This is a genomic window from Sphingomonas ginkgonis, from assembly GCF_003970925.1.
GTDB classification, from domain to species: Bacteria; Pseudomonadota; Alphaproteobacteria; order Sphingomonadales; family Sphingomonadaceae; genus Sphingomicrobium; species Sphingomicrobium ginkgonis.
Window position 1 is genome coordinate 276325 of sequence record NZ_RWJF01000001.1, and the last position, 23059, is coordinate 299383.

A 23059-nucleotide genomic window follows, 5' to 3' on the forward strand; every position below is an offset into this window, starting at 1 on the left:
GGCCGCTTTGCAAGCGCTTAGCTGCCGAGCCCGACCAGCGCAGCAAGCCCGAGAAAGCTGAAGAAGCCCATCACGTCGGTGGCCATGGTGACGAACACCGCGGATGAGACGGCGGGATCGATCTTCATTCGGTCGAGCGCCACCGGGACCATGATCCCGGCCAGCCCGGCGACGAGATTGTTGATGATCATCGCCGTTCCCATCACCGAGCCGAGCAGCGGATTTGCGTAGACGAGCGCGACCCCGGTGCCGATCAGCAGCCCCAGCGAGAGGCCGTTGGCGAGCGCGATCTTGAGCTCGCGGGCGATCATCCGGACCGTGTTGGAGCTGGTCAGCTGGTTGGTGGCGAGCGCCCGGACCACCACCGCGAGCGTCTGCGTGCCCGCGTTCCCGCCCATGCCGGAGACGATCGGCATCAGCACCGCGAGCAGCGCCAGCCGGCTGATCTCGCCCTGGAACAGGCCGACCACGCTCGCCGCGACGATCGCGGTGCCGAGATTGATGATCAGCCAGGTCAGCCGGGTGCGGACGGCGAAACGGACCGGCTCGTTGATGTCGCCGTCGCCCGCGCCGGACAGCAGCAGCACATCCTCGCCCGCTTCCTCCTGGATGATGTGGACGATGTCGTCGACGGTAATCATCCCGACCAGCCGGCCCGACTTGTCGACCACCGCCGCGGACACCAGCGCATATTTCTGGAAGCGGAGCGCCACGTCCTCCTGGTCCATGTCGACCGGGATCAGCGTCTGTTCGCGTGCCATGATCTCGGCGACCGGCACCTCGCGCCGCGTACGCAGGATGGCCGACAGCTTGCACGTCCCGACCGGGTGGTGCCTCGGCCCGACCACGAAGACTTCCCAGAAGTCGTCGGCGAGCTGCTCGCCCGAGCGGAGATAGTCGATGACCTGGCCGACGTCCCAATGCTCGGGCACCGCGATCAGCTCGCGCTGCATCAGGCGGCCGGCGGACTCCTCGGGGTAGGTCAGCGCCTCCTCGATCGCGGCGCGATCGTCGGGCTCCATCGCGCGCAGCACTGCGCGCTGCTCGTCCTCCTCGAGATCCTCGAGGATCGCCACCGCGTCGTCGGTGTCGAGCTGGCCGGCGAGATCTGCGACCTGCTCGGGCGCCATCTCGTCGATCAGCGTCTCGCGGACATAGTCGTTGAGCTCGGCGACCACGTCGGCGTCGACGATCCCAGCCAGTGCCGCGACCAGCCCGTCGCGCTCGTCGACCCGGGCGAGTTCGATCAGGTCGGCGACATCGGCCGGGTGGAGCGGCGCGACCCGCGCGCGCGCGGCCTCGTTGTCCCCGGCCTCGACGAGGTCGAGCACCTCGCTGACGAACTCGGGCCGGAGCCGGTCGTCGCTGTCGTGGATGAGGTCGACTTCAGGCGGGGCGACGGCGACGTTGTCGTCGGGCGTGGCGGTCGCGACCCTTTCCAGTTCGCTCATCTGCCTGACCCCTCGCCGACCCGAGCGGCCCTCCTATGGCCGCGCCCGCTCTGGCGCAAGGCGAAGGGCCGCCCTACATGCGCCCCGTTCCCATTTCACCGGAGATGATCCCATGGCCGACGCGCCGCAGACGCTGACCCTCACTCTTTCGACCGGTGGCGACGTCGTCATTCGGCTTCGCCCCGACCTCGCGCCGGGCCATGTCGAGCGGATCACCAGCCTCGCCAACGAGGGCTTCTACGACGGCGTCCTGTTCCACCGGGTCATCCCCGGCTTCATGGCGCAGGGCGGCGACCCGACCGGCACTGGCAGCGGCGGCTCCAAGCTCCCCGACCTCCAGGCCGAGTTCAACAACGAGCCGCACGTCCGCGGCACCTGCTCGATGGCCCGCACCAGCTATCCGCACAGCGCGAACAGCCAGTTCTTCATCTGCTTCGACGACGCGCGCTTCCTCGACAAGCAGTACACCGTGTGGGGCAATGTCGAGAGCGGCATGGAGCATGTCGACGCGCTGCCCAAGGGTGAGCCGCCGGCCAACCCGGGCAAGATCGAGAAGGCCACCGTCGCTTGATGAGGCCGGTCACGCTGATCACCGGCGCGTCTGCCGGGCTCGGCGTAGACTTCGCGCGCCAGCTCGGCGCCAGGGGTCACACCCTGGTGCTGGCGGCGCGCCGGATCGACCGGCTCCGCGCGCTGGCGGCCGAGCTGGGCAACGCTCGGCCGGTCGCCATCGACCTGTCGGAACCGCGCGCGGCGGAGCGGCTGCTCGCCGATCTCGCGGTACACGGCGAGCATGTCGACTGGCTGGTCAACAATGCCGGGTTCGGGCTGACCGGGCGGGTCGCCGAGCAGGACGGCGCGCGCCTGCGCCAGATGATCGACCTCAACTGCGGGGCGCTGACCGAGCTCGCCCATGCGGTGCTGCCGGGCATGATCGAGCGGCGGGGCGGAGCGATCCTCAACGTCGCCTCGACCGCCGCCTTTCAGCCGGGCCCCGGAATGGCGGTCTACTTCGCGACCAAGGCTTTCGTCCTCAGCTTCACCGAGGCGCTCCACGAGGAAGTCCGGCCGCACGGGATCAAGGTCAGCGCGTTGTGCCCCGGGCCGACCCGGACCGAGTTCGGCGATGTCGCCGGGTTCCGTGGCAACGGGTTGAGCGAGCGGCTGTCGGCTGACAGCGCTTCGGTGGTGAAAGCCGGGATCGAAGGGCTGGAGAAGAACCGCGCCGTCGTCATCCCGGGCGCGGCCAACAAGCTCGGCGCGCAGGGCCATCGGCTGCTGCCGCGCGGTGCGCTGCGGCGGATCGCCGGCAGCATCAAGCTGTAGCGAAAGGGAGCGGACCTGCCCGTCCGCCCCCTCGCATCAACCTACTTGCAGGCCTTCTTGCTGGCGTTGCCGGCCTTGCTGCAGTTGTAGGTCACCGCCTTGCCGGTGGCCGTCCTGGTCGTGACCATTCGGCCGGTCGAGGCGACCTTCACCGGCTTGCCGTTGACCTTCTGGGTGACGTGCGTGGTCACCGCGGTTTTGGCCGGTGCGGCAGTCGGATGGCTCGTTACCTTGGTCGCTGCGGTGGTGTGGGTGGCGGTCTTCGTCGCGGCCACGGCGGGAGCGGCGGCCAGCATCGCGATGGCGGCGGCGGCGGCAACAGCTTTGAACATGGCATTCCCTCCAAAATCGGGACTCATGGCCCCGCTTTTCCGACCGGCTGGCGAACTGGATCAGTCCGCCCGATCGTCAGCCGACTGTAAGCTCGTCTTCCGCCGCAGCCCGTTTCCGCCGCATGACAAGCCGGTCAGGCCGCCTGCGCAACGGCCCGGCCTTTTCCCATAATCGGCGCTCCCCACATTGAACGGAACGGACGCGGCGTCGTTCAACGGGCGGGGTGTCCGCCGAGCGTCGCATCAGGAGAGAATCAAGGATCATGGCTGACGTTGAAACGGATGTGCGCCGCCTGCAGGTCGCCAATCTGCCGCCCGCCGACAGCGGTCGTGGGCTGGCCCGGCTGCCGCGCAAGCTGATGGATGCGCTGGGGCTCAACGATGGCGACGTGATCGAGATCATCGGCAAGCGCTCCACCCCGGCCCGCGCAATCCGCCCCTATGACGAGGACGAGGGGCTCGACGTCATCCGCCTCGACGGCCTGCAGCGCGCCAATGCCGGCGTCGGCGCGGGCGACTTCGTCGAGGTGCAAAAGGCCGTCTCGCGCCCCGCCACCAAGGTCACCTTCGCCCCCGCTCAGAACAATGTCCGGCTGCAGGGCTCCACCGAGGCGCTTAAGCGCAGCTTCGCCGCGCGACCGCTGACCCAGGGCGACACGGTCGCGACCGCGGGGCACCAGCGGGTCAATGCCGATATGCCGGACCATATCCGGCAGTTGCTCAACGCACCGGCCTTCGCGCTGCAGGAAGTGCGGCTGCAGGTCGTCTCCACCGCGCCGCGGGGAGTCGTGCACATCGATCAGAGCACGGTCGTCGAACTGCTGAGCGAGTTCAGCCCTGCCGATGGCGATCGCCGCGCCGACGTCACGTACGACGATCTCGGCGGGCTCAAGGACACGGTCGACGCGCTGCGCGAGATGGTCGAACTGCCGCTCCGCCATCCCGAGTTGTTCCAGCGCCTCGGCGTCGACCCGCCCAAGGGGGTGCTGCTCCATGGCCCGCCCGGCACCGGCAAGACCCGGCTCGCCCGCGCCGTCGCCAACGAGAGCGACGCGCAGTTCTTCCACATCGCCGGCCCGGAGATCATGGGCTCGGCCTACGGCGAATCCGAGAAGCAGCTGCGCGAGCTGTTCGAGAAGGCGAGCCAGGCCGCGCCGTCGATCATCTTCATCGACGAGATCGATTCGATCGCGCCCAAGCGCGGCCAGGTCACCGGCGAGGCCGAGAAAAGGCTGGTGGCCCAGCTGCTGACCCTGATGGACGGGCTCGAGCCGCGTCAGAACCTGGTCGTCATCGCCGCCACCAATCGCCCCGAGGCGATCGACGAGGCGCTTCGCCGGCCTGGCCGGTTCGATCGCGAGATCGTCGTCGGCGTACCCGACGAGACCGGCCGCCGCGAGATCCTCGGAATCCACACCCGCGGCATGCCGCTGGCGTCCGGCGTCGACCTCGACGAGCTCGCCCGCCGCACCTACGGATTCGTCGGCGCCGATCTTGCCGCGCTGACCCGCGAGGCCGCGCTCGAGGCGGTGCGGCGGATCATGCCCAAGCTCAACCTCGCCGAGGAGACGATCCCTACCGAGATGCTCGACCAGCTGTCGGTCGACACCAGCGATTTCGAGGGCGCGCTCAAGCGGGTCCAGCCCTCGGCGATGCGCGAGGTGATGGTGCAGGTGCCGAACGTCGGCTGGGACGACATCGGCGGCCTCGACGAGGCCTCGTCGCGGCTGCGCGAGGGCGTCGAGCTTCCGCTCAAGCACCCCGAGGCGTTCCGCCGTCTCGGCATCCGCCCGGCCAAGGGCTTCCTCCTCTACGGGCCGCCGGGCACCGGCAAGACGCTGCTCGCCAAGGCCTGCGCGCGTGAGGCCCAGGCCAATTTCATCGCCACCAAGTCGAGCGATCTTCTCTCCAAATGGTATGGCGAAAGCGAGCAGCAGATCGCCCGGCTGTTCGCCCGCGCCCGCCAGGTCGCACCGACGGTCATCTTCTTCGACGAGATCGACAGCCTGGTCCCGGCGCGCGGCGGCGGGATGGGCGAGCCGCAGGTCACCGAGCGGGTGGTCAACACCATCCTCGCCGAGATGGATGGGCTGGAGGAACTCAACAGCGTGGTGGTGATCGGGGCCACCAACCGCCCCAACCTGATCGACCCGGCGCTGCTCCGCCCCGGCCGTTTCGACGAGCTCATCTACGTCGGCACGCCGGACACCGCGGGGCGGCGGCGGATCCTCGCCATCCACACCGAGAGCATGCCGCTGGCCAGCGACGTCGATCTCGAGAGCCTCGCCCAGCGCACCGAGCGCTTCACCGGCGCCGACCTCGAGGACCTTGTCCGCCGCGCCGGCCTGACCGCGCTGCGCCGCGGCATCGACGAGGGTCAGGTGGCGATGAGCGACTTCGAGGCTGCGCTGCACGAGACCCGCGCCTCGGTGACGGCGGAGATGGAAGAGGATTATCAGCGCATCCAGGATACGCTGAAGAGCGACGCGGTGCGCCCGGACCCGCCGGGGATCGGTTTTGTCATGCCTGGCATGCTCCGCCCCCGCAACGCGGCGAAGAGCGGCGAGGCCTAGAGCCGCCGCCGCGCCACCGCGACCAACGCCAGCAGGAGGACCGCCCCGGCCACGAACGGCAGGTGGCGGTTCACCTCGTAGAGCGCCATCCCGAGCGAGGGCGCGAGCACGTAGCTGATCCCGTTGGCGGCGGTGATCACGCCGGCGACTCCACCCTGCTCGGCGAGCGGGACGGCGAGGCTGGCGCCGCCGGTGAAGCCCGGCCGGGTGAAGCCGAAGCCGAGGCTGGTGATCCCGAAGGCGAGCACCAGCCCGTAGAGGTCACGCGCGAGGATCGTCCCGAGCAGCCCGGCGGCGGCGATGGTCGCGCCGACGAGGATGAGCGTCCGTGGCCGGAGATGGAGGCGCGGGATCAGGCCCCACTGCGCCGCCAGGGTCGCGCCCGCGCCGGCCATCATCACGATCGCGATCGACTGCGGCGCGACACGTGGCGTCAATCCCAGCTGGTCGATCACGAAGAAGCCGAGGCAGGTCAGGGTCGCCGCCTGCGCATGGCCGGCGGTCACCCCGGCGAGGATCCAGCCGCGGATCCGCGGGTCCTTCCAGCTGAGGCGGCGGCTGTTGCGCGGCGCGAGTGCGGCGCGGATGCTGGCGCCGGTGACCATCGAGGCGAGCGAGGGATAGCTCATCGCCGCGCCGCGCCCGTGGCGCGGGTCGCGCTGGTCGTCGGGCAGCCAGCGCAGGATCGCCAGCCACATGGCCAGCCCGATGAGGGTGAAGGCGAACAGCGGCCCGGGCAGCCCGACGAACGGCAGGATGAACAAGGGCGCCAGCGCCGGGCCGACGATCGTCCCGAGCCCGAAGCTGCTGCTCAGCGCCGACAGCGCGGCCACCCGAGCCGAGCGCCGCGTCTTGCCGGCGAGATAGGCCTGGGTCGCGCTGGGCGTCGCCGAACCGAAGGCGCCGTAGATCGAGCGGAACAGCGCGAAGAGGACGAAGGTCAGCGCCCCGCTCGTCCAGCGATGCAGCCCGGCCATCAGGCACAGGCCGCACAGCAGCATCGACAGGATGAAGCCGCCGACCCCGACCAGCGTCAGCCGCTTGCGGCCGTGGCGATCGCTGAGCTCGGCCCACAGTGGCGCCAGCAGCACCCACAGCACCGCCGACCAGGTGTAGGCGAGCGCCACCCAGAAATCGCCGATCCCGATCTGCCGGCCGATCGCCGGCATGACCGACTGCAGCGCCGTGTTGCCCGACGCCGACAGCAGCATCGCCCCGAACAGCAGCAGGAAGTGGAGCCCGGTCAGCGCGCTCCCGCCAACCTTCCGCCGTTCGCCCGCCGCCCGCATGCCTGCTCCATAGGGTAGGCAGGGCGAGCCGAAAACCCGCCGCCCGGAACTTGCCAAGCGCTGGCGCTTTTGCCAACGCTCGGGGTCTTCCCTGAACTGGAGCTTTCATGTCGATTTCGCCAGCACGTGCATTGAAGGGTAGCAAGCGTCTTGCGCGTCGCGGCTCCGCTCGGTCCAAGAATGCCCGCTGGGCCTTCCTGCGCGGCTTCATCAAGCACCCGGTGATGGTCGGTTCGATCATCCCGTCGAGCCGAAAGCTGATCGACCGCATGCTGGCGCCGGTCGACTGGGAGAAAACCCGCCTGTTCGTCGAATATGGGCCGGGCGTCGGCACCTTCACGCGCCCGATCCTCGAGCGGATGGGGCCGGACGCGACGCTGATCACCATCGACACCAATCCCGAGTTCACCACCTATCTGCGCGAGGACATCGACGATCCCCGGCTGGTCGCGGTGACCGGCTCGGCCGCCGACGTCGAGAAGATCATCGCCGACCGTGGCTTCAGCCACGCCGACTACGTCCTCTCCGGCCTGCCCTTCTCGACCCTCCCGCCCGGCGTCGGCGATGCGATCGGCGCGGCGACCTCGCGGGTCATCCGGCCCGGCGGCGCCTTCCTCGTCTACCAGTTCAGCCCCAAGGTCCGCGATTTCATCGCCCCGGTGTTCGAGCGGCTGGAGCGCGGGTTCGAGTGGGTGAACGTGCCCCCTGCGACCCTCTTCTGGGCCTATCGCGAGCCGGCCGCGGCCGAGTAGGCCGCTACTTCTCGGCGCCGAAATTGAGGCGGCGGGTGACGGTATAGTCCATGCTCGTCACCAGGAAGTTCGAGATCGCCCATTTGACCCTGCGCGGCAGGCTGGCGCGCGCCTTGTGGATCTCCGGCGTGATCCGCAGGCAGTCCGCCATCTCGCGCTCGAAATAGCCGCGCATCTGGGCGGCGAAGCCGGGGTCGTCGACCCGCAGCATGACTTCCAGGTTGAGGTAGAGGCTCCGGAAGTCGAAGTTGGACGAGCCGATGTGAACCACCTCGTCGAACACGGCGAGCTTGGTGTGGAGCTTGACCGGCTGATACTCGTAGATCTCCGCCCCGCGCCGCAGCAGGCGGGAGTAGGTGAAGCGCGCCGCGGCGATCGTCGCATTATTGTCGGTCTTGCCGGCGGTGATGATCCGCACGCAGCCGGTCCGCGCGAGATGGCGGATCCGGCGGGTCATCCCGAAGGGCGGGGCAAAGTAGGCGGCAATCAGGTCGAACCGGTTGCTGTCCTGCAGGTCGCGGGCGATCCGTTCGGGCCAGGGATTGCGGCGCTGCATCGGGCCGGAGAAGACCCACTGAACCTTGCCGCGGCGCTGGGTGTAGCGGGTCACCAGCCGGCGCAGGTCGCGCATGCGGGGCTTGTGGCTGGTGGTCCAGCGGAACAGCGCGTCGAAGTAGCGGCCGGCGTGGTGCGCCGCCGGTCCCTCGACCAGTAGCCACAGGTCGCGCCAGCGCTTCTCGCTGACGTCCTCGAGGTAGGACTGGCTGATGTTGGCGCCGCCGACGATCGCCCGCCGGTCGTCGGCGACGACGAGCTTCTGATGGTTCCGCAGCAGGTAGCGGGCGCTGTAGCGCGGGTGGAACACGCAGAAATGTCCCCCGGCGTCCCTCAGCCCGGCGAAGAAGTCGGGCTTGGCGGTGCAGCCGAAGCCGTCGATCAGCAGCGTGACCTTGACCCCGCGCTGCGCCGCGCTGACCAGCCGGTCGCGCACAGCCTGCCCGGCCGAATCCTCGGTGAACATGTAGAAGAGGATGCGGAAGCTGGTCTCCGCCTCGTCGATCATCTCTAGAAGGGTGCGCAGCCGCTCGGCCCCCTGTTCGATCAGCAGCAGTCGGTTGCCGGCGATCTCGGCGCAGATCGGGCCTGTGGCGGCGTTCGGCGGGTCGGGCTGGGCGGCCATCGGGGTCGATGTGCCTGTCCGGGCCCCGCAGCGCAAGGGCGGCACTTTCCTTGACTTTCGAGCAGCCCGGCCCTAGGTCGCCGCCTTCTCCCATTCTCGTGAAGAAGGTTCGCGATGGCGCGCGTCACCGTCGAAGATTGTGTCGACAAGATCCCCAACCGCTTCGACCTGGTGCTGATGGCCGCCCAGCGCGCCCGCCAGATCTCGGCCGGTGCGGAACTCACGATCGATCGCGATCGCGACAAGAACCCGGTCGTCGCCCTGCGCGAGATCGCCGACGAGACCGTGCGTCCGCGCGACCTCAAGGAAGCGGTCGTGTCCGGGCTGCAGCGGGTCCGCGTCGACGAGGAGGACGAGACCGACGAGCTGTCGAGCCTCGGCGATGCCGCGGAGGCGCTGCGCCTCACCGCTGCGGCGCCGCCGCGCCCGAGCCCGAGCGGCGGCGACTACGAGTAGGCCGCGCCCGGCGCGACGCTGAACAAAAAAGGGCGGCCCGGAGCCGCCCTTTTTCTTGTCCGAAGCGCCGCCACCTCAGAAGTGCGGCAGGATCATCTCGCCGTCGTCCTCGATCCACACGATGTCCTCGATCCCGAGCTCGCGCCCGTCGTCGCCGCGAACCCGCAGTCGCTGGATCGGCTTTCCGTTGCGGCGCTCGATCAGGTGACAGCCGCCATTACCCCACTCCTCACCCCACTGGCGAAGCGCGACCAGCACCGGCAGCAGTGCCTCGCCGCGGCGGGTCAGGCGATAGACGACCTTGCGCCGGTCGAGCGGATCGTGGCGCCGGTCGAGAACGCCGCCGGCGACCAGCTTGGTCAGCCTGTCCGACAGGATGTTCCGCGCGATCCCGAGCCCGGCTTGGAACTCTTCGAAATGACGCAGGCCCATTACCGCTCCGCGGATGATGAGCACCGCCCACTTCTCGCCAATCAGCTCGACGGCGGGCGGCAGCGGGCATTCCGCCGTTACGCGCTTGAAACTGTCGATATGCGGCCGAAGCTCTGCCATTCCACTCCCTAACGCAACAACCTTGGCGGCGTTGTGACGGCCCTGCATATCACTGCTCGGGACTGAACCCTAGCCTAACGCACGAGCGAGCCGCTGGCTTCCTCCCTTTCGCACTTGCAACAGGGTGGTGCGCTCGCCCACATAGCAAGGGTGCTACGTCAATATGAGCTGGTCGAGCGGGTCCGCGCCTACGATCCCGATGCCGACGAGGCGCTGATCAACCGCGCCTACGTCTTCTCGATGAAGGCGCACGGCTCGCAGACCCGCGCTTCCGGCGATCCCTATTTCAGCCACCCGATCGAGGTGGCGGGCATCCTCACCGACCTCAAGCTCGACGACGAGACGATCGTCACCGGTATCCTCCACGACACGATCGAGGACACGGTCGCCACCACCGACGAGATCGAGAAGAAGTTCGGGCCCTCGGTCGCCCGGCTGGTCGACGGAGTCACCAAGCTCAGCAAGATCGAGGCCCAGTCGGAGAACGAGCGCGCGGCCGAGAACCTCCGCAAGTTCCTGCTCGCGCTCTCCGACGACATCCGCGTCCTGCTGGTCAAGCTCGCCGACCGGCTCCACAACATGCGCACGCTCCACCACATCAAGTCGGAGGAAAAGCGCCGCCGCATCGCCCGCGAGACGATGGATATCTACGCCCCGCTCGCCGAGCGGATCGGGATGTACGCGATCATGAGCGAGATGCAGACGCTCGCCTTCCGGCAGCTGGAGCCGGACGCCTACGCCTCGATCAGCCGCCGCCTCCAGCAGCTCCACGCCGAGGGCGGCGACATCGTCAGCCGGATTGGGCTCGGGCTCCAGCTCCATCTCGCCGACAACGGCCTGACCGCCGAGGTGACGGGCCGCGAGAAGCATCCCTTCTCGATCTGGAAGAAGATGGCCGAGCGGCACATCAACTTCGAGCAGCTGTCCGACGTCATGGCGTTCCGGGTGATCGTCGACCAGCCGGACGATTGCTACAAGGCGCTCGGCCTCATCCATCGCCGCTGGCCGATGGTCCCCGGCCGCTTCAAGGACTTCATCTCCACCCCCAAGCGCAACGGCTATCGCTCGCTCCACACCTCAGTGATCCACGACAGCAAGATGCGGATCGAGATCCAGATCCGCACCCGCGCCATGCACGAGCAGGCCGAGCGCGGGCTCGCCGCGCACTGGGCCTACAAGGAAGGCAAGCCGGCGGCCGAGGTGAAGGTCCCATGGATCGACGACCTGGTCGAGATCCTCGATCATGCCGCCAGTCCCGAGGAACTGCTCGAGCATACCCGGATGGCGATGTACCAGGACCGGATCTTCGCCTTCACCCCGAAGGGCGAGCTCATCCAGCTGCCCAAGGGCGCGACCCCGGTCGACTTCGCCTACGCCGTGCACACCGACCTCGGCGACAAGACCGTCGGGGCCAAGGTCAACGGCCGGGTGGTGCCATTGCGCACCCTGCTCGAGAACGGTGACCAGGTCGGGATCCTCGTGTCCGACGCGCAGCAGCCGCAGCCGAGCTGGCTCCGCTTCGTCGCCACTGGTAAGGCCCGCTCCGCGATCCGCCGCTACGTCCGCCACAAGGAGCGCGACGAGACGGTCGAACTCGGCCGCAAGATCTACCAGGAGATCGTCGAGCGGCTCCCCTTCCCGCTCCCCAAGGAAGCGCTGCCGCGGGCGATCCGCACCCTCAAGCTGGACAGCGAGGACAGCCTGATGACGGCGGTCGCGCGCAAGCGGATCGCCGACGAGGAGCTGATGGAGGCACTGATGCCGGGCTCGACCGGCAGCGACGTCGCCCCTCGTGCGCCGAGCCAGCGCCAGGCCATCTCGATCAAGGGTCTGACTCCGGGCGTCGCCTTCCACCTCGCTCCCTGCTGCCACCCGATCCCGGGCGACCGCATCGTCGGGCTGCGCCGGGAGGACGAGGAGATCGAGGTCCATGCGATCGGCTGCGACCTGCTCGCGACCGGGATCGACGCCGACTGGCTCGACCTCGCCTGGACCGACGACAGCGAGGGAGCGACCGCGCGGCTGCGGATCGTCGTCCGCAACGTCGCCGGGGCGCTCGGAACCATGGCGACGACGCTGGGTCAGCAGGGGGCGAACATCGTCAACCTCCACCTGATCCACCGCGACGGCAGCTTCCACACCTTCGACGCCGACGTCGAGGTGCACGATCTCGCGCACCTCCACTCGATCATCGCCGCGCTGCGGACGGTCGACGCGGTGGCGACCGCCGAGCGGATCTAGGCGGCGGTCGCCGCCGCCAGCACCGCCAGGTTGACGAGGTCGTTGGCGCTGGCGGTCATCGGCGCGATCTGCACCGGCTTCTCCATCCCCAGCAGGAACGGCCCCATCACGCTTTCCCCGCCGAGCGCGCGAAGCAGCTTGGCCGAGAGATTGGCGGACTGGAGCCCGGGCATGATCAGGATGTTGGCGGGCCCGGTGAGCCGGCTGAATGGATAGTAGCGCCGTTGCGAGTCATGGCTGAGCGCCACGTCGGCCGCCATTTCGCCCTCATATTCGAAGTCGACGCTCATCGTGTCGAGCAGCCGCACCGCATCGCGCAGGTTGGCGACATAGGCGCCCGGCGGATTGCCGAAGGTCGTGTAGCTGACGAAGGCGACCCGCGGCTCCAGGCCCATCCGCCGCGCGAAGGCGGCGGTGCGGACCGCGATCGCCGCCAGCTGCTGCGCGTCCGGCCGCTCGTTGACCGCAGTGTCGGCGATCATCACCGTCTCGTGCTGGCCGACGATGATGTTGACCCCGAACGGCTCGGCGTCGCTCTCGCGGCCGATCACCGTCCGCACCTGGCTCAGCGACTGGCTGTAGGGGCGGGTGGTGCCGGTGATCATCGCGTCCGCCTCGCCCAGCTGGAGCATCGCGGCGGCGAAGAAGTTGCGGTCCTGGTTGACCAGCCGCTCGACCTCGCGCCGGAGATGCCCGCGGCGCTGGAGCTTGGCGTAGATGTGGTCGACCGCGCGCCCGACCAGCGGCGAGTTGCGGCTGTTGAGCACTTCATATTCGCTCGGGTCGTCGACCCCCAGCTCGCGCAGCAGGTCGTAGACGTCCTCGCGCCCGACCAGCACCGGCGTTCCGTAGCCGCCCTCCTTGAAGGCGATTGCGGCGCGCAGCACGTTGGGCTCCTCGCCTTCCGCGAACAGCACCCGCTTGGGGTTCGCCCGCGCCGCCTGGTAGGCCATCGACAGCACCGACAGAGTCGGGTTCAGCCGCGCCCGCAGCGCCTGGCGGTAGAAGGCCATGTTCTCGATCGGCCGCTGCGCCACGCCCGAGCGCATCGCCGCCTCGGCCACCGCCGCCGGGACGATCTCGAGCAGGCGCGGATCGAACGGCGCCGGGATGATGTAGTCTGCGCCGAACTTCTGCGCCCGCCCGCCATAGGCCGCCGCGACTTCCTCCGGCACCGGCTCGCGCGCCAGCTCGGCCAGCGCCTGCGCCGCCGCGATCTTCATCTCGTCGTTGATCGCGGTCGCCCGCACGTCGAGCGCGCCGCGGAAGATGAAGGGGAAACCCAGCACATTGTTGACCTGGTTCGGATAGTCCGACCGCCCCGTAGCGACGATCGCGTCCGGCCGCGCCGCCTTGGCGTCGGGCGGCGTGATCTCGGGGTCGGGGTTGGCCATCGCGAAGATGATCGGCTGGGGCGCCATGTGCCGCACCATCTCGGGCTTGAGCGCGCCCGCCGCGGACAGGCCGAGGAACACGTCAGCGCCCTCCAGCGCATCGGTCAGCGAGCGCCGGTCGGTCACCACCGCGTGCGCCGACTTCCACTGGTCGAGGTCGGTCCGGCCCTGGTAGATGACCCCCGAGCGGTCGCACATGATGACATGGTCGGCGCGGACGCCCATCGCCTTGATCAACTCGGTGCAGGCGATCGCCGCCGCGCCGGCGCCGTTCACCACCACCTTTGTGTCCTCCAGCTTGCGATGGGTCAGCAGGCAGGCGTTGATCAGCCCCGCCGCGGTGATGATCGCGGTGCCGTGCTGGTCGTCATGGAACACCGGGATATTCATCCGCTCGCGCAATTCCTGCTCGATCACGAAGCAGTCGGGCGCGGCGATGTCCTCGAGATTGATCCCGCCAAAGCTCGGCTCGAGCAGCGCGACCGCCTCGATGAAGGCGCGCGGGTCCTCCGTGGCGACTTCCAGGTCGATCGAGTCGACGTCGGCGAAGCGCTTGAACAGCACCGCCTTGCCTTCCATCACCGGCTTGGAGGCCAGCGCACCCAGGTTGCCGAGCCCGAGGATAGCGGTACCATTGGAGATCACGGCAACGAGATTGCCCTTGGCCGTGAAATCATAAGCGCACTGCGCATTCTCGGCGATCGCGCGGACCGGGACGGCAACCCCCGGAGAATAGGCAAGGCTAAGGTCGCGCTGGGTCGCCATCGGCTTGGAGGCGACGATCTCGATCTTGCCGGGCCGGCCGCGCGCGTGGAAATCGAGCGCTTCGGCCTCGGAGAATTTGACGTTGCTTTCGGACATGGGCTCGGGAGTTACACGCCGCCTCCTCTGACGTCACCCCCGAGATGGAACCGATCTTTCCACAGTTATCGAGGGAAGATGCTTCGCGCGCCCGCCGCGCCCCGCTAGTCAAGCGCCATGGCCCGTGCCGACGCCCCGACCCCGATGATGGAGCAATACCACCGCCTCAAGGCCGAGGCGGCCGATGCGCTGCTCTTCTATCGGATGGGCGACTTCTTCGAGCTGTTCTTCGACGACGCGCGGATCGCCGCCGCCTGCCTCGACATTGCGCTCACGCGGCGGGGCGAGAATGCCGGCGAACCCATCCCGATGTGCGGAGTGCCGGTCCATTCGGCCGAAGCCTATCTCGCCCGGCTGATCCGCGCCGGCCATCGCGTCGCCATCGCCGAGCAGACCGAGAGCCCGGCCGAAGCTCGCAGGGCGCGCGGGTCCAAGGCGCTGGTCGATCGCGCGATCATCCGGCTGGTCACCCCGGGCACGCTGACCGAGGAGACGCTGCTCGACGGCGGCTCGGCAAACTGGCTTGCCGCGCTCGGCCGCGCCGGGGAGGAATGGGCGATCGCCGCGGCGGATATCTCCACCGGCCGCTTCGAGCTGGTCGCCTGCGGTCCCGGCGAGCTGGCCGCCGAGCTGGCCAGACTTGCTCCCGCCGAGACGATCGCCGACGGCGACGTTCCGGGCGTTCGCACCAGCGCCGGCAAGGGCGGGTTCGACAGCCTTGCCGGGGAGCGCGCGCTCAAGGCCCGCTTCGGCGTCGCCACGCTCGACGGCTTCGGCGAACTCGGCCGCGCCGAGCTGGCGGCGGCGGGCGGGCTGCTCGCCTATCTCGACGCGACCCAGAAGGAAGCAACCGCCTTCCTCGCCGCGCCGCGCCGGGTCGCCCGCGCCGAGCACCTGCTGATCGATGCCGCGACCCGTACCAGCCTCGAGATCAACCGTACCGCCGACGGCCAGCTCGCCGGGTCGCTGCTCGGCGAGATCGACCGCTGCGTCACCGCCGCCGGTCGGCGCCGCCTCGCCGGCGACCTCGCCGCTCCGCTGACGTCGCGCGGCGCGATCGAGGGTCGGCTCGCGTTGGTGCAGTTCTTCCACGAGGACCAGCTTCGCCGAACGCGAGTTCGCGAGGCGCTCCGCGCGCTTCCCGACCTCGGCCGCGCCATGGGCCGACTGGTCGCGGGCCGCGGCTCGCCACGCGATCTGGCGATGGTCCGCGACGGCCTCGCCGGCGCCGCCGCGCTCAAGGCCGAGCTCGAGTGCGAGCTGACCTGCCCGCCATTGCTGCTGTCCCTCCTTCCCTCGCTTGCCGGGCACGAGGCGCTGGTCGCCGGGCTGCAGGCGGCGCTCGTCGCCTCCCCGCCGATAGACGCGGCGAAGGGCGGCTATATCGCGGAAGGCTATGACGCCGAGCTCGACCGGCTTCGTCTCGCCTCGTCCGACGGGCGCCGCGCGATCGCGGCGCTTGAGGCGCGCTACCGCGAGGCGACCGGGATCGGCACGCTGCGAATCCGCCACAACGCGGTGCTCGGCTATCATGTCGAGGTGAACGCCAGGCAGGCCGAGCGGCTGATGCAGCCCGACAGCGGCTTCACCCATCGCCAGACGCTGGCAGGCGCGGTCCGCTTCAATTCGCCCGACCTGCACGAGGAAGCGAGCCGGGTAATCGAGGCGGGCGCCCACGCGCTCGCCGCCGAAGCCGCGCATGCCGCCGAGCTGACCGCCCGCTGCGTCGCCGCTGCCGCCACGATCGATCGCACCGCCGAGGCGATCGCCCGGATCGACGTCGCCGCCGCCCTCGCCGAGCGCGCCGCGGAGGGCGGCTGGATTCTGCCCGAACTCGCCGACGAGCCCTGCCTCGAGATCGTGGGAGGCCGCCACCCGGTGGTCGAAAGCGCGCTCGCCCGGTCCGGCGACCGCTTCATCGCCAACGACTGCACCCTGTCCGCAAGCGACCGTCTATGGCTAATCACCGGCCCGAACATGGGCGGCAAGTCGACTTTCCTACGTCAGGCCGCGCTGATCGCGCTGCTTGCCCAGGCCGGCAGCTATGTCCCGGCGACGAGTGCGCGGCTGGGAATTGTGGACCGGCTGTTCAGCCGGGTCGGGGCCAGCGACAATCTCGCGCGCGGCCGCTCGACCTTCATGGTCGAAATGGTCGAGACCGCCGCCATCCTTGCCCAGGCCACCCCGCACAGCCTCGTCATCCTCGACGAGATCGGCCGCGGCACCTCGACCTACGACGGGCTGGCGATCGCCTGGGCGGTGGTCGAGGCGATGCACGCGGCGCGCTGCCGGACCCTGTTCGCCACCCACTATCACGAGCTCACCCGGCTTGCCGACAAGCTCGACGCCCTGTCGCTCCACCATGTCCGCGCGCGCGAGTGGAAGGGCGACCTCGTCCTTCTCCACGAGGTGGCGGAAGGCCCGGCGGACCGCAGCTACGGCATTGCCGTCGCTAGGCTAGCCGGGATGCCGCCCGCGGTCGTCGCGCGGGCTAAGGCGGTACTCGCCAAACTAGAGGCGGGTCGCGACGCGACCGGCGGGATCGCTGCCGGGCTCGTCGACCTGCCCCTCTTTGCCGCACTGGGGAGCGAGCCCGAGCCGCCCGCGGACCCGCTGCTCGACAGCCTTGCCGCGCTCGATCCCGACGCGCTCAGCCCGCGTGAAGCGCTCGACGCGCTCTACCTGCTGAAACGGCTCGCCGCGGAGCGGTGAAGATTTGCGCTACCTCCGCGCGGCGGGTGCGTTAACAATCCCGCCATGCCGCAGCCGCGCTACGAATTGATCGAGGACAAGCGCGCGATCATCGACCGTCGCGCGATCGCCGAACAGATCGCCGCCCTTAAGGACGGGCCGACCCTCCGCAACGAATGCTGCCGGCTGCTCGGCGAGGCACTGGCAGCCGGTCGCGCCGAGATCGGCCGGCGGATCCTCGCCGACCCCGCGCGCGGGCGGGCCCACGCCGCCGCAACCAGCTGGATGACCGACCAGCTCGTCCGCCTCATCCATGACCTCGCGGTCGAGCGGCTGATCCCGCGCGGCAACCCGACCAAGGCGGAGCGGCTCAGCCTCGTCGCGCTCGGCGGCTACGGGCGCGGGGAGATGGCGCCGTTCAGCGACGTCGACCTCATGTTCCTGATCCCCGGTCCGCGCGCGCCCTTTTGCGAGCAGGTGATCGAGACCATCCTCTATCTCCTCTGGGACCTGAAGCTGAAGGTCGGCCAGTCGAGCCGCACCCCGGCCGAGGTCATCGCGCTGGCCAAGGGCGACATGAGCGTCCGCACCGCCATGCTCGAGGGCCGCTTCGTATGGGGCGACCGGGCGCTCAACGAGGAAGTCGCGGTCCGCTTCCGCAAGGAGGTGGTGGCGGGCACCACCGCCGAGTTCGTCGCCGCCAAACTTGCCGAGCGCGACGAGCGGCACCGGCGGATGGGTGACAGCCGCTATGTGGTCGAGCCCAACGTCAAGGACGGCAAGGGCGGGCTGCGCGATCTCCACACTCTCTACTGGATCGGCCAGTACATTCACCAGGTGAACTCGCCCGCCGAGCTGGTCGGGGCGGGGCTGCTGAGCCGCGAGGAGTATCGCCGGTTTGACCGTGCCGAGCGCTTCTTCTGGTCGGTGCGCTGCCTGCTCCATCTCACCGCCGGGCGCGCCGAGGAGCGACTGGGCTTCGACCATCAGCGGCAAATCTCGACGGCGATGCACTACGCTGACCGCCCGGGGAAAAGCGCAGTCGAGCGCTTCATGCATTTCTACTTCCTTCAGGCGAAGACCGTCGGCGACCTCACCGGCGTGTTCCTTGCTCACCTCGACGAGCAGATCGCGCAGAAGGGGCGGAGGTTCGGCCTACCCGCCTTCTTTCGCCGCAGCCGCAAGCTCTCGGGCTTTGTCGTCGACCGCGGGCGGCTGTCGATCCCGCGCGACGATTATTTCGCGGAGCAGCCGGCGCGGCTGGTGGAGATCTTCGCGCTGGCCGCGCGCGAGGCGATGGAGATTCATCCCACCGCGATGCGCGCCGCCGCCCGCGACGCCAAGCTGGTCGACCAGGTCCGCGACGACCCCGAGGCCAACCGCTGCTTTCTCGCCACCCTCACCGCGCGGGTCCCGGATCTCGCGCTGCGCTGGATGAACGAGGCCGGCGTGTTCGGCCGCTTCGTTCCCGACTTCGGCCGCGTCGTCGCACAGATGCAGTTCGACATGTACCACCACTATACCGTCGACGAGCACACGATTCGCGCGGTCGGCCTGCTCGCGGCGATCGAGCGGGGCGAGCTCAGCGACGATCATCCGCTCGCGACCGCGCTGTTCCGGCAGATCGGCTCGCGGCGCGCGCTCTACGTCGCGGTCCTGCTCCACGACATCGCCAAGGGCCGCGGCGGCGACCACAGCCAGCTCGGAGCGGAAGTGGCGCTGAAGCTTTGCCCGCGGCTCGGGCTCGACCCGGCCGAGACGGAGATGGTCTCCTGGCTGGTCCGCCATCACCTGCTGATAAGCAACACGGCGTTCAAGCGCGATCTCGCCGACCCCAAGACGATCGATGATTTCGCCAATATCGTTCAGAGCATGGAGCGGCTTCGCCTGCTGCTGATGCTCACCGTGGTCGACATTCGCGCGGTTGGCCCGGGCACCTGGAACGACTGGAAGCGGCGGCTGCTCACCGCCCTGTTCGACGCCGCCGAGGAGCGGCTCCGGCTCGGCCACAAGGAGCGCGGTCGGTCCGAGCAGGTGATGGTCAAGGTCGAGGCGCTTGGCGCCGCGATGGGCTGGAACCGGCGCGAGCGCGACCGCTACGGCGAGCGGCTACCCGACAGCTACTGGCTCGCCGAGAGCGACGAATCGATCGTCGCCAACGCCCGCCAGGTCGCCGCGCTGGAGCCCGGCCAGATCTCGATCCTGGTCGGCAGCGGGGATGAGGGAGCAACCCTCGTCACCGTCTTCGCGCCCGACCGCGAAGGCCTCTTCTTCCGCATCTGCGCCGGCCTCGCGTCCGCCGGCGCGAGCATCATCGACGCTCGCATCCACACGACCCGCGACGGAATGGCGCTCGACAACCTCTTGGTTCAGGACTCGCAGGGTCGCGCCTATTCCGACAAGCGGCTGCGCGGGCGGCTCGCCAAGGCGCTGGAAGGCGCGCTCGACGGACCACCCCCGCTGCTGCCGACCCGGCTGGTCGAGCCGCGCCAGGCCGCCTTCTCGGTCGCCCCCTCGGTGATCGTCGCCGAGCGCGCCTCGCGGCGGACCACGGTGGTGGAGGTCCATGCCGCCGACCGTCCTGCGCTGCTCGCCCGTTTGACCCAGGCGATCCACGAGCAGGGCCTGCTGATCCATTCGGCGCACATCTCGACATACGGCGAGCGAGCGGTCGACACCTTCTACCTGACCCGGGGCGACCGGCAGAAGCTGCTGGCCGCGGACATCGAGGCGCTGCGCGGCGGCCTGCTCGCCGCCGCCGCCCAGCCGGAGCGGGCCGAAGCCGCCTGATTAGCCAAGCGCTACAACGGAATAGCCCCGCCGCATCGCCGCGACGGGGCCTCCCCTGTTGTTGGTCGTGAAGCCGGCCTCAGCCGCGCTCGGGCGCGGGCGGCGGCGGCGGGGGCGGTGGCGGCGGCGGCGGGGTCGGGCAGACGTCCGTCACCGCAATCACCGACCCGTCGTAGCAGGTCTGGGTCTGGACTGGCGGCGGCGGAGGCGGCGGCGGGGGAGGTGGCGGCGGCGGCGGCGCGGCCGGGCTCTCCTGCCACTTGTAGCGCAGCGTCAGCCCATAGGTGCGCGGCTCGGCCAGGAAGGCGCCATAAAGCTGCGTCGTCCGCGGGACTAGGGTCGGGAACTGGTCCGTCGCACGTTGCGTGCCGCTGCCCTGCAGCGGCGCGTCGAACGCCACCTGCTTGTAGTTGGTGTTGAGCAGGTTCTGCGCCCACAGCTCGATACCCCACTGCTGCGAGGGTCCGCGCACGCCGACGCGGGCATTCACCACCGTGTAGGCCTTCTGGGTCTTCTCGATGTCGAGGTCCGACCCGGTGTTGAACTTCGACGAATGGCGAGCGTCGACGTAGAACAGGCCGCGCAGGCCGCTGTCGCCGATCGGCGGGGTCCAGCTCAGCGAGCCGGTCAGCACCAGCTTGGGCGCGTTGGACACCTGCCGGCCGGGCAGCTGGAACAGCGCCGGGATGAGCGCATTGCCGCCTGCCCCGATCAGGTTGTGGCGGTACTTGGTGTCGACATAGGTGACACCGAGCGCACCGTTCACGTCCCGCATCGGCTGGAAGAAGGTTTCCACCTCGACGCCCTGCGAACGCACGCCCGGCTTGCGCTTGCCGCCGCAGGCGACTGTCGCGCCGCTGAGATCGGTGTCCGCACCGCCCAGGCTGCTGGAGCAGCTGCCGATGTTCTCGACCACGAAGTTGACGCCGTTGAAGGTGTTCAGCTGGAAATTGCTGAAATCCTCGCGGAACAGCGCGACGTTCACGTCGAGCCCGCGGCCGTTGTACTTGGCGCCGACCTCATAGGCGTCGACCAGTTCGGGCGAGAACTGGAGGGCGTTGAGGTCCACCGCGCCGAAGGTCAGGCCGGCGCGGTCGAGGTTGAACCCGCCCGCCTTGTAGCCGCGTGAATAGCTGGCGTAGGTCAGCACCTGCGGCGTGACCTTGTAGCCGAGCACCGCGGTGCCCGACCACTTGCTCTCGGTCTTGCGGCCGCCGCTGTAGCTGCCGTTGACCGAGTTGATCGCGCACGGCGCGGCGCCAAGCGGCGTCAGCACCGACCCGGCGAGCGCAGTCGCCAGACCAGCGATCGCTGGGTTGAGCCCGCCATTCCCGGCGGGGTTGGCTGCCGCCGCCGCCGCGAGGGCGCGGAGGCGAGCGATGTTCGCCTGGTAGGTCGAGCAGACGCTGGTCGAGAAGAGGTCCGCGTTCAGCGTCTTCTTGTCATGCGTGTAGCGCACGCCGAGCGTCAGCGAGAGCTGGTCGGTGAACTTGATGATGTTGTGCGTGAACAGCGCGTAGTTGGTGCCGTTCTGGCGGAACAGGTCGCGGGTCGTCTGGTTCGCCAGCGGCGTGTTGACGACCTGGCTGGCCACCGCGTTGACGACCAGCGGGCGCGCCGCCACGGGAATCGCCGCGAATGCCGGATTGGTCGCCAGCTGGTTGGCGAGGAAGGCCTGCGCGAACGGGTTCAGCAGGTTGTAGCCCGGGAAGGTAGCCAGCGCCGGGCTGCTCGCGCGGACCAGCGAACCGAAGAAGCGGTCCGCATCCGCGCCGGTCGACAGATTGTCGGCCAGGTTCAGCTTCTCGTCTGCGTAGTAGCCGCCGACCAGCCAGTCCAAGTGGTTGTTGAAGGCGTTGCCCTGGAGGCGGAGCTCCTGGGTGAAGGTCTTGAACTTGCTGTAGCCCGAGCCGTCGTTCGGCCGGTACAGGATGTCGAGATTGTTGAAGTCGGCATCCTGGCCGCGGATGAACTTGTTGTAGCGATAGGCGGTGATCGAGGTCAGCTCGGCCGCGCCGAAGTCCCAGACTGCCTCGGCGCTCGCGCCATAGTCCTTGACGTCGCCGCGGAAGCTGCGGCCCGGGGTCACCGAGATCAGGCGATCGTAGGGCCGGTCGTTGATGATCGCGCCCAGCGACCGCTCGAGCGCCGCGATGCTGCTCGGCGAGGAGCCCGCCGCGGTATAGTCGCGGGTCGGCAGGTAGACGGCGGCGCAGCAGTCCTCGTTGCGCTTGGAATAGTCGCCGATGACGCGCAGCGAAAAGGCGTCGCTCGGCTTGAACAGCAGCTGCCCGCGGACCAGCCCGCGATCGCGGCCGTTGACCCGGTCGCCCGAGATCACGTCCTTGAGGAAGCCGTCGCGCTTCAGGTAGACGCCGTCCAGCCGGAAGGCGAGCGTGTCGGAGATCGGGCCGGTGATGCCCAGCTCGCCGCGCCGCATGTTGTAGTTGCCGACGTCGACCTGCGCGTTGACGCCCCAGCGGAACTGCGGCTTGGCAGTGATGATCGAGATGAGGCCGGCCGAGGCGTTGCGCCCGAACAGCGTACCCTGCGGACCGCGCAGCACCTCGATCCGATCGACCTGGCCGAGCTCGGTCAGGCCGACGCCGTTGCGGCTGCGGTAGACGCCGTCGATGAACACGGCGACCGAGCTCTCGAGGCCGGGGTTGTCACCGACCGTGCCGATGCCGCGGATGCGGGCCGTGCCCGCGCCGCCCTCGGACGAGCTCGAGCTCACCAGCAGCGACGGCGAGACCTGGGTCAGCGCGCGGATGTCGGTGGCGCCGCTGTTCTCGAGCGTCTGGTTGGTCACCGCGCTGACCGCCAGCGGAACGTCGCTCAGCGCCTCGTTGCGGCGGGTCGCGGTGACGACGATGTCGCCCTGCTGCTGCTGCGGCTGAGTCGAGTTGGCGCGGTCATCAACCGCAGCCGCCTCGGTCGTCGCGCCCTGCGTCGCCGTCGCGCCGCCCTTGTCGGTGTCGGTCGTGGTGCCGGACGTCGATTGTGCCCACGCCGGCGTCGACAGCGCCACCAGGCCTGCCGACACGAGCCATACGGATCTGCGCATCTCTACCCCTCTCTCCAGTCTTATTTTGGAGAGAGGCTAATTCAGCGCCGGGGGTAAGGAAAGCGAGCGAACCGCCAGTAAACGGCAGAAAGCCGCCGACCGAT

15 protein-coding genes are annotated in these 23059 nt (G+C 69.3%); 8 read left to right on the forward strand and 7 right to left on the reverse strand.

All coding sequences use genetic code 11. The features are described from left to right. Positions 1-17: 17 nt before the first annotated feature. Complete coding sequence (gene mgtE / locus HMF7854_RS01380; RefSeq protein ID WP_126717469.1) at positions 18-1451, reverse strand: magnesium transporter; 1434 nt, start codon at positions 1449-1451, stop codon at positions 18-20. 112 nt (positions 1452-1563) lie between these two features. Between mgtE and HMF7854_RS01385 the strand changes: the two genes are divergently transcribed. Together HMF7854_RS01385 and HMF7854_RS01390 are read left to right on the forward strand one after the other, a co-directional pair. Beyond that, positions 1564-2022, forward strand: a complete 459-nt coding sequence (locus HMF7854_RS01385) for a peptidylprolyl isomerase (protein ID WP_126717470.1) — start codon at positions 1564-1566, stop codon at positions 2020-2022. Then, positions 2022-2777: an SDR family NAD(P)-dependent oxidoreductase gene (locus tag HMF7854_RS01390; protein WP_126719993.1), complete on the forward strand. Its 756-nt coding sequence runs from the start codon at positions 2022-2024 to the stop codon at positions 2775-2777. The genes HMF7854_RS01385 and HMF7854_RS01390 overlap by 1 nt, the downstream gene beginning before the upstream one ends. Positions 2778-2818: 41 nt before the next feature. Here HMF7854_RS01390 and HMF7854_RS01395 read toward each other — a convergent pair whose 3' ends face one another. Then, complete coding sequence (locus HMF7854_RS01395; protein WP_126717471.1) at positions 2819-3109, reverse strand: hypothetical protein; 291 nt, start codon at positions 3107-3109, stop codon at positions 2819-2821. A 263-nt stretch (positions 3110-3372) separates the two neighbouring features. On the opposite strand from HMF7854_RS01395, the gene HMF7854_RS01400 reads away from it, so the two are divergent. After that, the gene (locus HMF7854_RS01400; protein ID WP_126717472.1) at positions 3373-5682 is read left to right on the forward strand and encodes a CDC48 family AAA ATPase; all 2310 of its coding nucleotides are present in this window, start codon (positions 3373-3375) and stop codon (positions 5680-5682) included. On the opposite strand, the gene HMF7854_RS01405 is transcribed toward HMF7854_RS01400, so the two are convergent. Beyond that, a complete protein-coding gene (locus HMF7854_RS01405; protein WP_126717473.1) occupies positions 5679-6971 on the reverse strand; it encodes an MFS transporter in 1293 nt (430 codons plus the stop codon). The genes HMF7854_RS01400 and HMF7854_RS01405 overlap by 4 nt on opposite strands. A 107-nt stretch (positions 6972-7078) precedes the next feature. Here HMF7854_RS01405 and HMF7854_RS01410 point away from each other — a divergent pair, with 107 nt between their 5' ends. After that, positions 7079-7723 carry a class I SAM-dependent methyltransferase gene (locus HMF7854_RS01410; protein ID WP_126717474.1) on the forward strand — a complete coding sequence of 215 codons (645 nt, stop codon included), beginning with the start codon at positions 7079-7081 and terminating at the stop codon, positions 7721-7723. 4 nt (positions 7724-7727) lie between these two features. Here the strand turns inward: HMF7854_RS01410 and HMF7854_RS01415 are convergent, their stop codons facing one another. After that, positions 7728-8903, reverse strand: coding sequence for a phospholipase D-like domain-containing protein (locus HMF7854_RS01415; RefSeq protein ID WP_126717475.1), 1176 nt, complete (start codon positions 8901-8903; stop codon positions 7728-7730). A 114-nt stretch (positions 8904-9017) separates the two neighbouring features. On the opposite strand from HMF7854_RS01415, the gene rpoZ reads away from it, so the two are divergent. Then, the gene (rpoZ, locus tag HMF7854_RS01420) at positions 9018-9359 is read left to right on the forward strand and encodes a DNA-directed RNA polymerase subunit omega (protein ID WP_126717476.1); all 342 of its coding nucleotides are present in this window, start codon (positions 9018-9020) and stop codon (positions 9357-9359) included. A gap of 75 nt (positions 9360-9434) precedes the next feature. Here rpoZ and HMF7854_RS01425 read toward each other — a convergent pair whose 3' ends face one another. Continuing rightward, on the reverse strand, positions 9435-9911 hold the full coding sequence (locus HMF7854_RS01425) for a winged helix-turn-helix transcriptional regulator (protein WP_126717477.1): 477 nt from the start codon (positions 9909-9911) through the stop codon (positions 9435-9437). A 150-nt stretch (positions 9912-10061) separates the two neighbouring features. Between HMF7854_RS01425 and HMF7854_RS01430 the strand changes: the two genes are divergently transcribed. Further along, positions 10062-12152: a RelA/SpoT family protein gene (locus HMF7854_RS01430; RefSeq protein ID WP_126717478.1), complete on the forward strand. Its 2091-nt coding sequence runs from the start codon at positions 10062-10064 to the stop codon at positions 12150-12152. On the opposite strand, the gene HMF7854_RS01435 is transcribed toward HMF7854_RS01430, so the two are convergent. Then, positions 12149-14407: an NADP-dependent malic enzyme gene (locus HMF7854_RS01435; RefSeq protein ID WP_126717479.1), complete on the reverse strand. Its 2259-nt coding sequence runs from the start codon at positions 14405-14407 to the stop codon at positions 12149-12151. The genes HMF7854_RS01430 and HMF7854_RS01435 overlap by 4 nt on opposite strands. A 117-nt stretch (positions 14408-14524) precedes the next feature. On the opposite strand from HMF7854_RS01435, the gene mutS reads away from it, so the two are divergent. Continuing rightward, positions 14525-17119 carry a DNA mismatch repair protein MutS gene (mutS, locus tag HMF7854_RS01440; RefSeq protein ID WP_476712807.1) on the forward strand — a complete coding sequence of 865 codons (2595 nt, stop codon included), beginning with the start codon at positions 14525-14527 and terminating at the stop codon, positions 17117-17119. 45 nt (positions 17120-17164) lie between these two features. Continuing rightward, on the forward strand, positions 17165-19888 hold the full coding sequence (locus tag HMF7854_RS01445) for a [protein-PII] uridylyltransferase (RefSeq protein ID WP_126717480.1): 2724 nt from the start codon (positions 17165-17167) through the stop codon (positions 19886-19888). Positions 19889-19967: 79 nt separating this feature from the next. Here HMF7854_RS01445 and HMF7854_RS01450 read toward each other — a convergent pair whose 3' ends face one another. Then, positions 19968-22955 (reverse strand): TonB-dependent receptor, encoded by a 2988-nt coding sequence (locus tag HMF7854_RS01450; RefSeq protein WP_221766398.1) that lies wholly within the window; start codon positions 22953-22955, stop codon positions 19968-19970. Between the last annotated feature and the right edge of the window lie 104 nt (positions 22956-23059).

What these genes read in the sequence shown, in the direction of transcription:
- HMF7854_RS01385 (WP_126717470.1), top strand. Translation starts at nt 1,564, where the DNA reads ATGGCCGACGCGCCGCAGACGCTGACCCTCACTCTTTCGACCGGTGGC.
- HMF7854_RS01425 (WP_126717477.1), bottom strand. Translation starts at nt 9,911, where the DNA reads ATGGCAGAGCTTCGGCCGCATATCGACAGTTTCAAGCGCGTAACGGCG.
- HMF7854_RS01395 (WP_126717471.1), bottom strand. Translation starts at nt 3,109, where the DNA reads ATGTTCAAAGCTGTTGCCGCCGCCGCCGCCATCGCGATGCTGGCCGCC.
- HMF7854_RS01450 (WP_221766398.1), bottom strand. Translation starts at nt 22,955, where the DNA reads ATGCGCAGATCCGTATGGCTCGTGTCGGCAGGCCTGGTGGCGCTGTCG.
- HMF7854_RS01435 (WP_126717479.1), bottom strand. Translation starts at nt 14,407, where the DNA reads ATGTCCGAAAGCAACGTCAAATTCTCCGAGGCCGAAGCGCTCGATTTC.
- HMF7854_RS01410 (WP_126717474.1), top strand. Translation starts at nt 7,079, where the DNA reads ATGTCGATTTCGCCAGCACGTGCATTGAAGGGTAGCAAGCGTCTTGCG.
- mgtE (WP_126717469.1), bottom strand. Translation starts at nt 1,451, where the DNA reads ATGAGCGAACTGGAAAGGGTCGCGACCGCCACGCCCGACGACAACGTC.
- mutS (WP_476712807.1), top strand. Translation starts at nt 14,525, where the DNA reads ATGGCCCGTGCCGACGCCCCGACCCCGATGATGGAGCAATACCACCGC.
- HMF7854_RS01415 (WP_126717475.1), bottom strand. Translation starts at nt 8,903, where the DNA reads ATGGCCGCCCAGCCCGACCCGCCGAACGCCGCCACAGGCCCGATCTGC.
- HMF7854_RS01445 (WP_126717480.1), top strand. Translation starts at nt 17,165, where the DNA reads ATGCCGCAGCCGCGCTACGAATTGATCGAGGACAAGCGCGCGATCATC.
- HMF7854_RS01405 (WP_126717473.1), bottom strand. Translation starts at nt 6,971, where the DNA reads ATGCGGGCGGCGGGCGAACGGCGGAAGGTTGGCGGGAGCGCGCTGACC.
- HMF7854_RS01400 (WP_126717472.1), top strand. Translation starts at nt 3,373, where the DNA reads ATGGCTGACGTTGAAACGGATGTGCGCCGCCTGCAGGTCGCCAATCTG.
- HMF7854_RS01390 (WP_126719993.1), top strand. Translation starts at nt 2,022, where the DNA reads ATGAGGCCGGTCACGCTGATCACCGGCGCGTCTGCCGGGCTCGGCGTA.
- rpoZ (WP_126717476.1), top strand. Translation starts at nt 9,018, where the DNA reads ATGGCGCGCGTCACCGTCGAAGATTGTGTCGACAAGATCCCCAACCGC.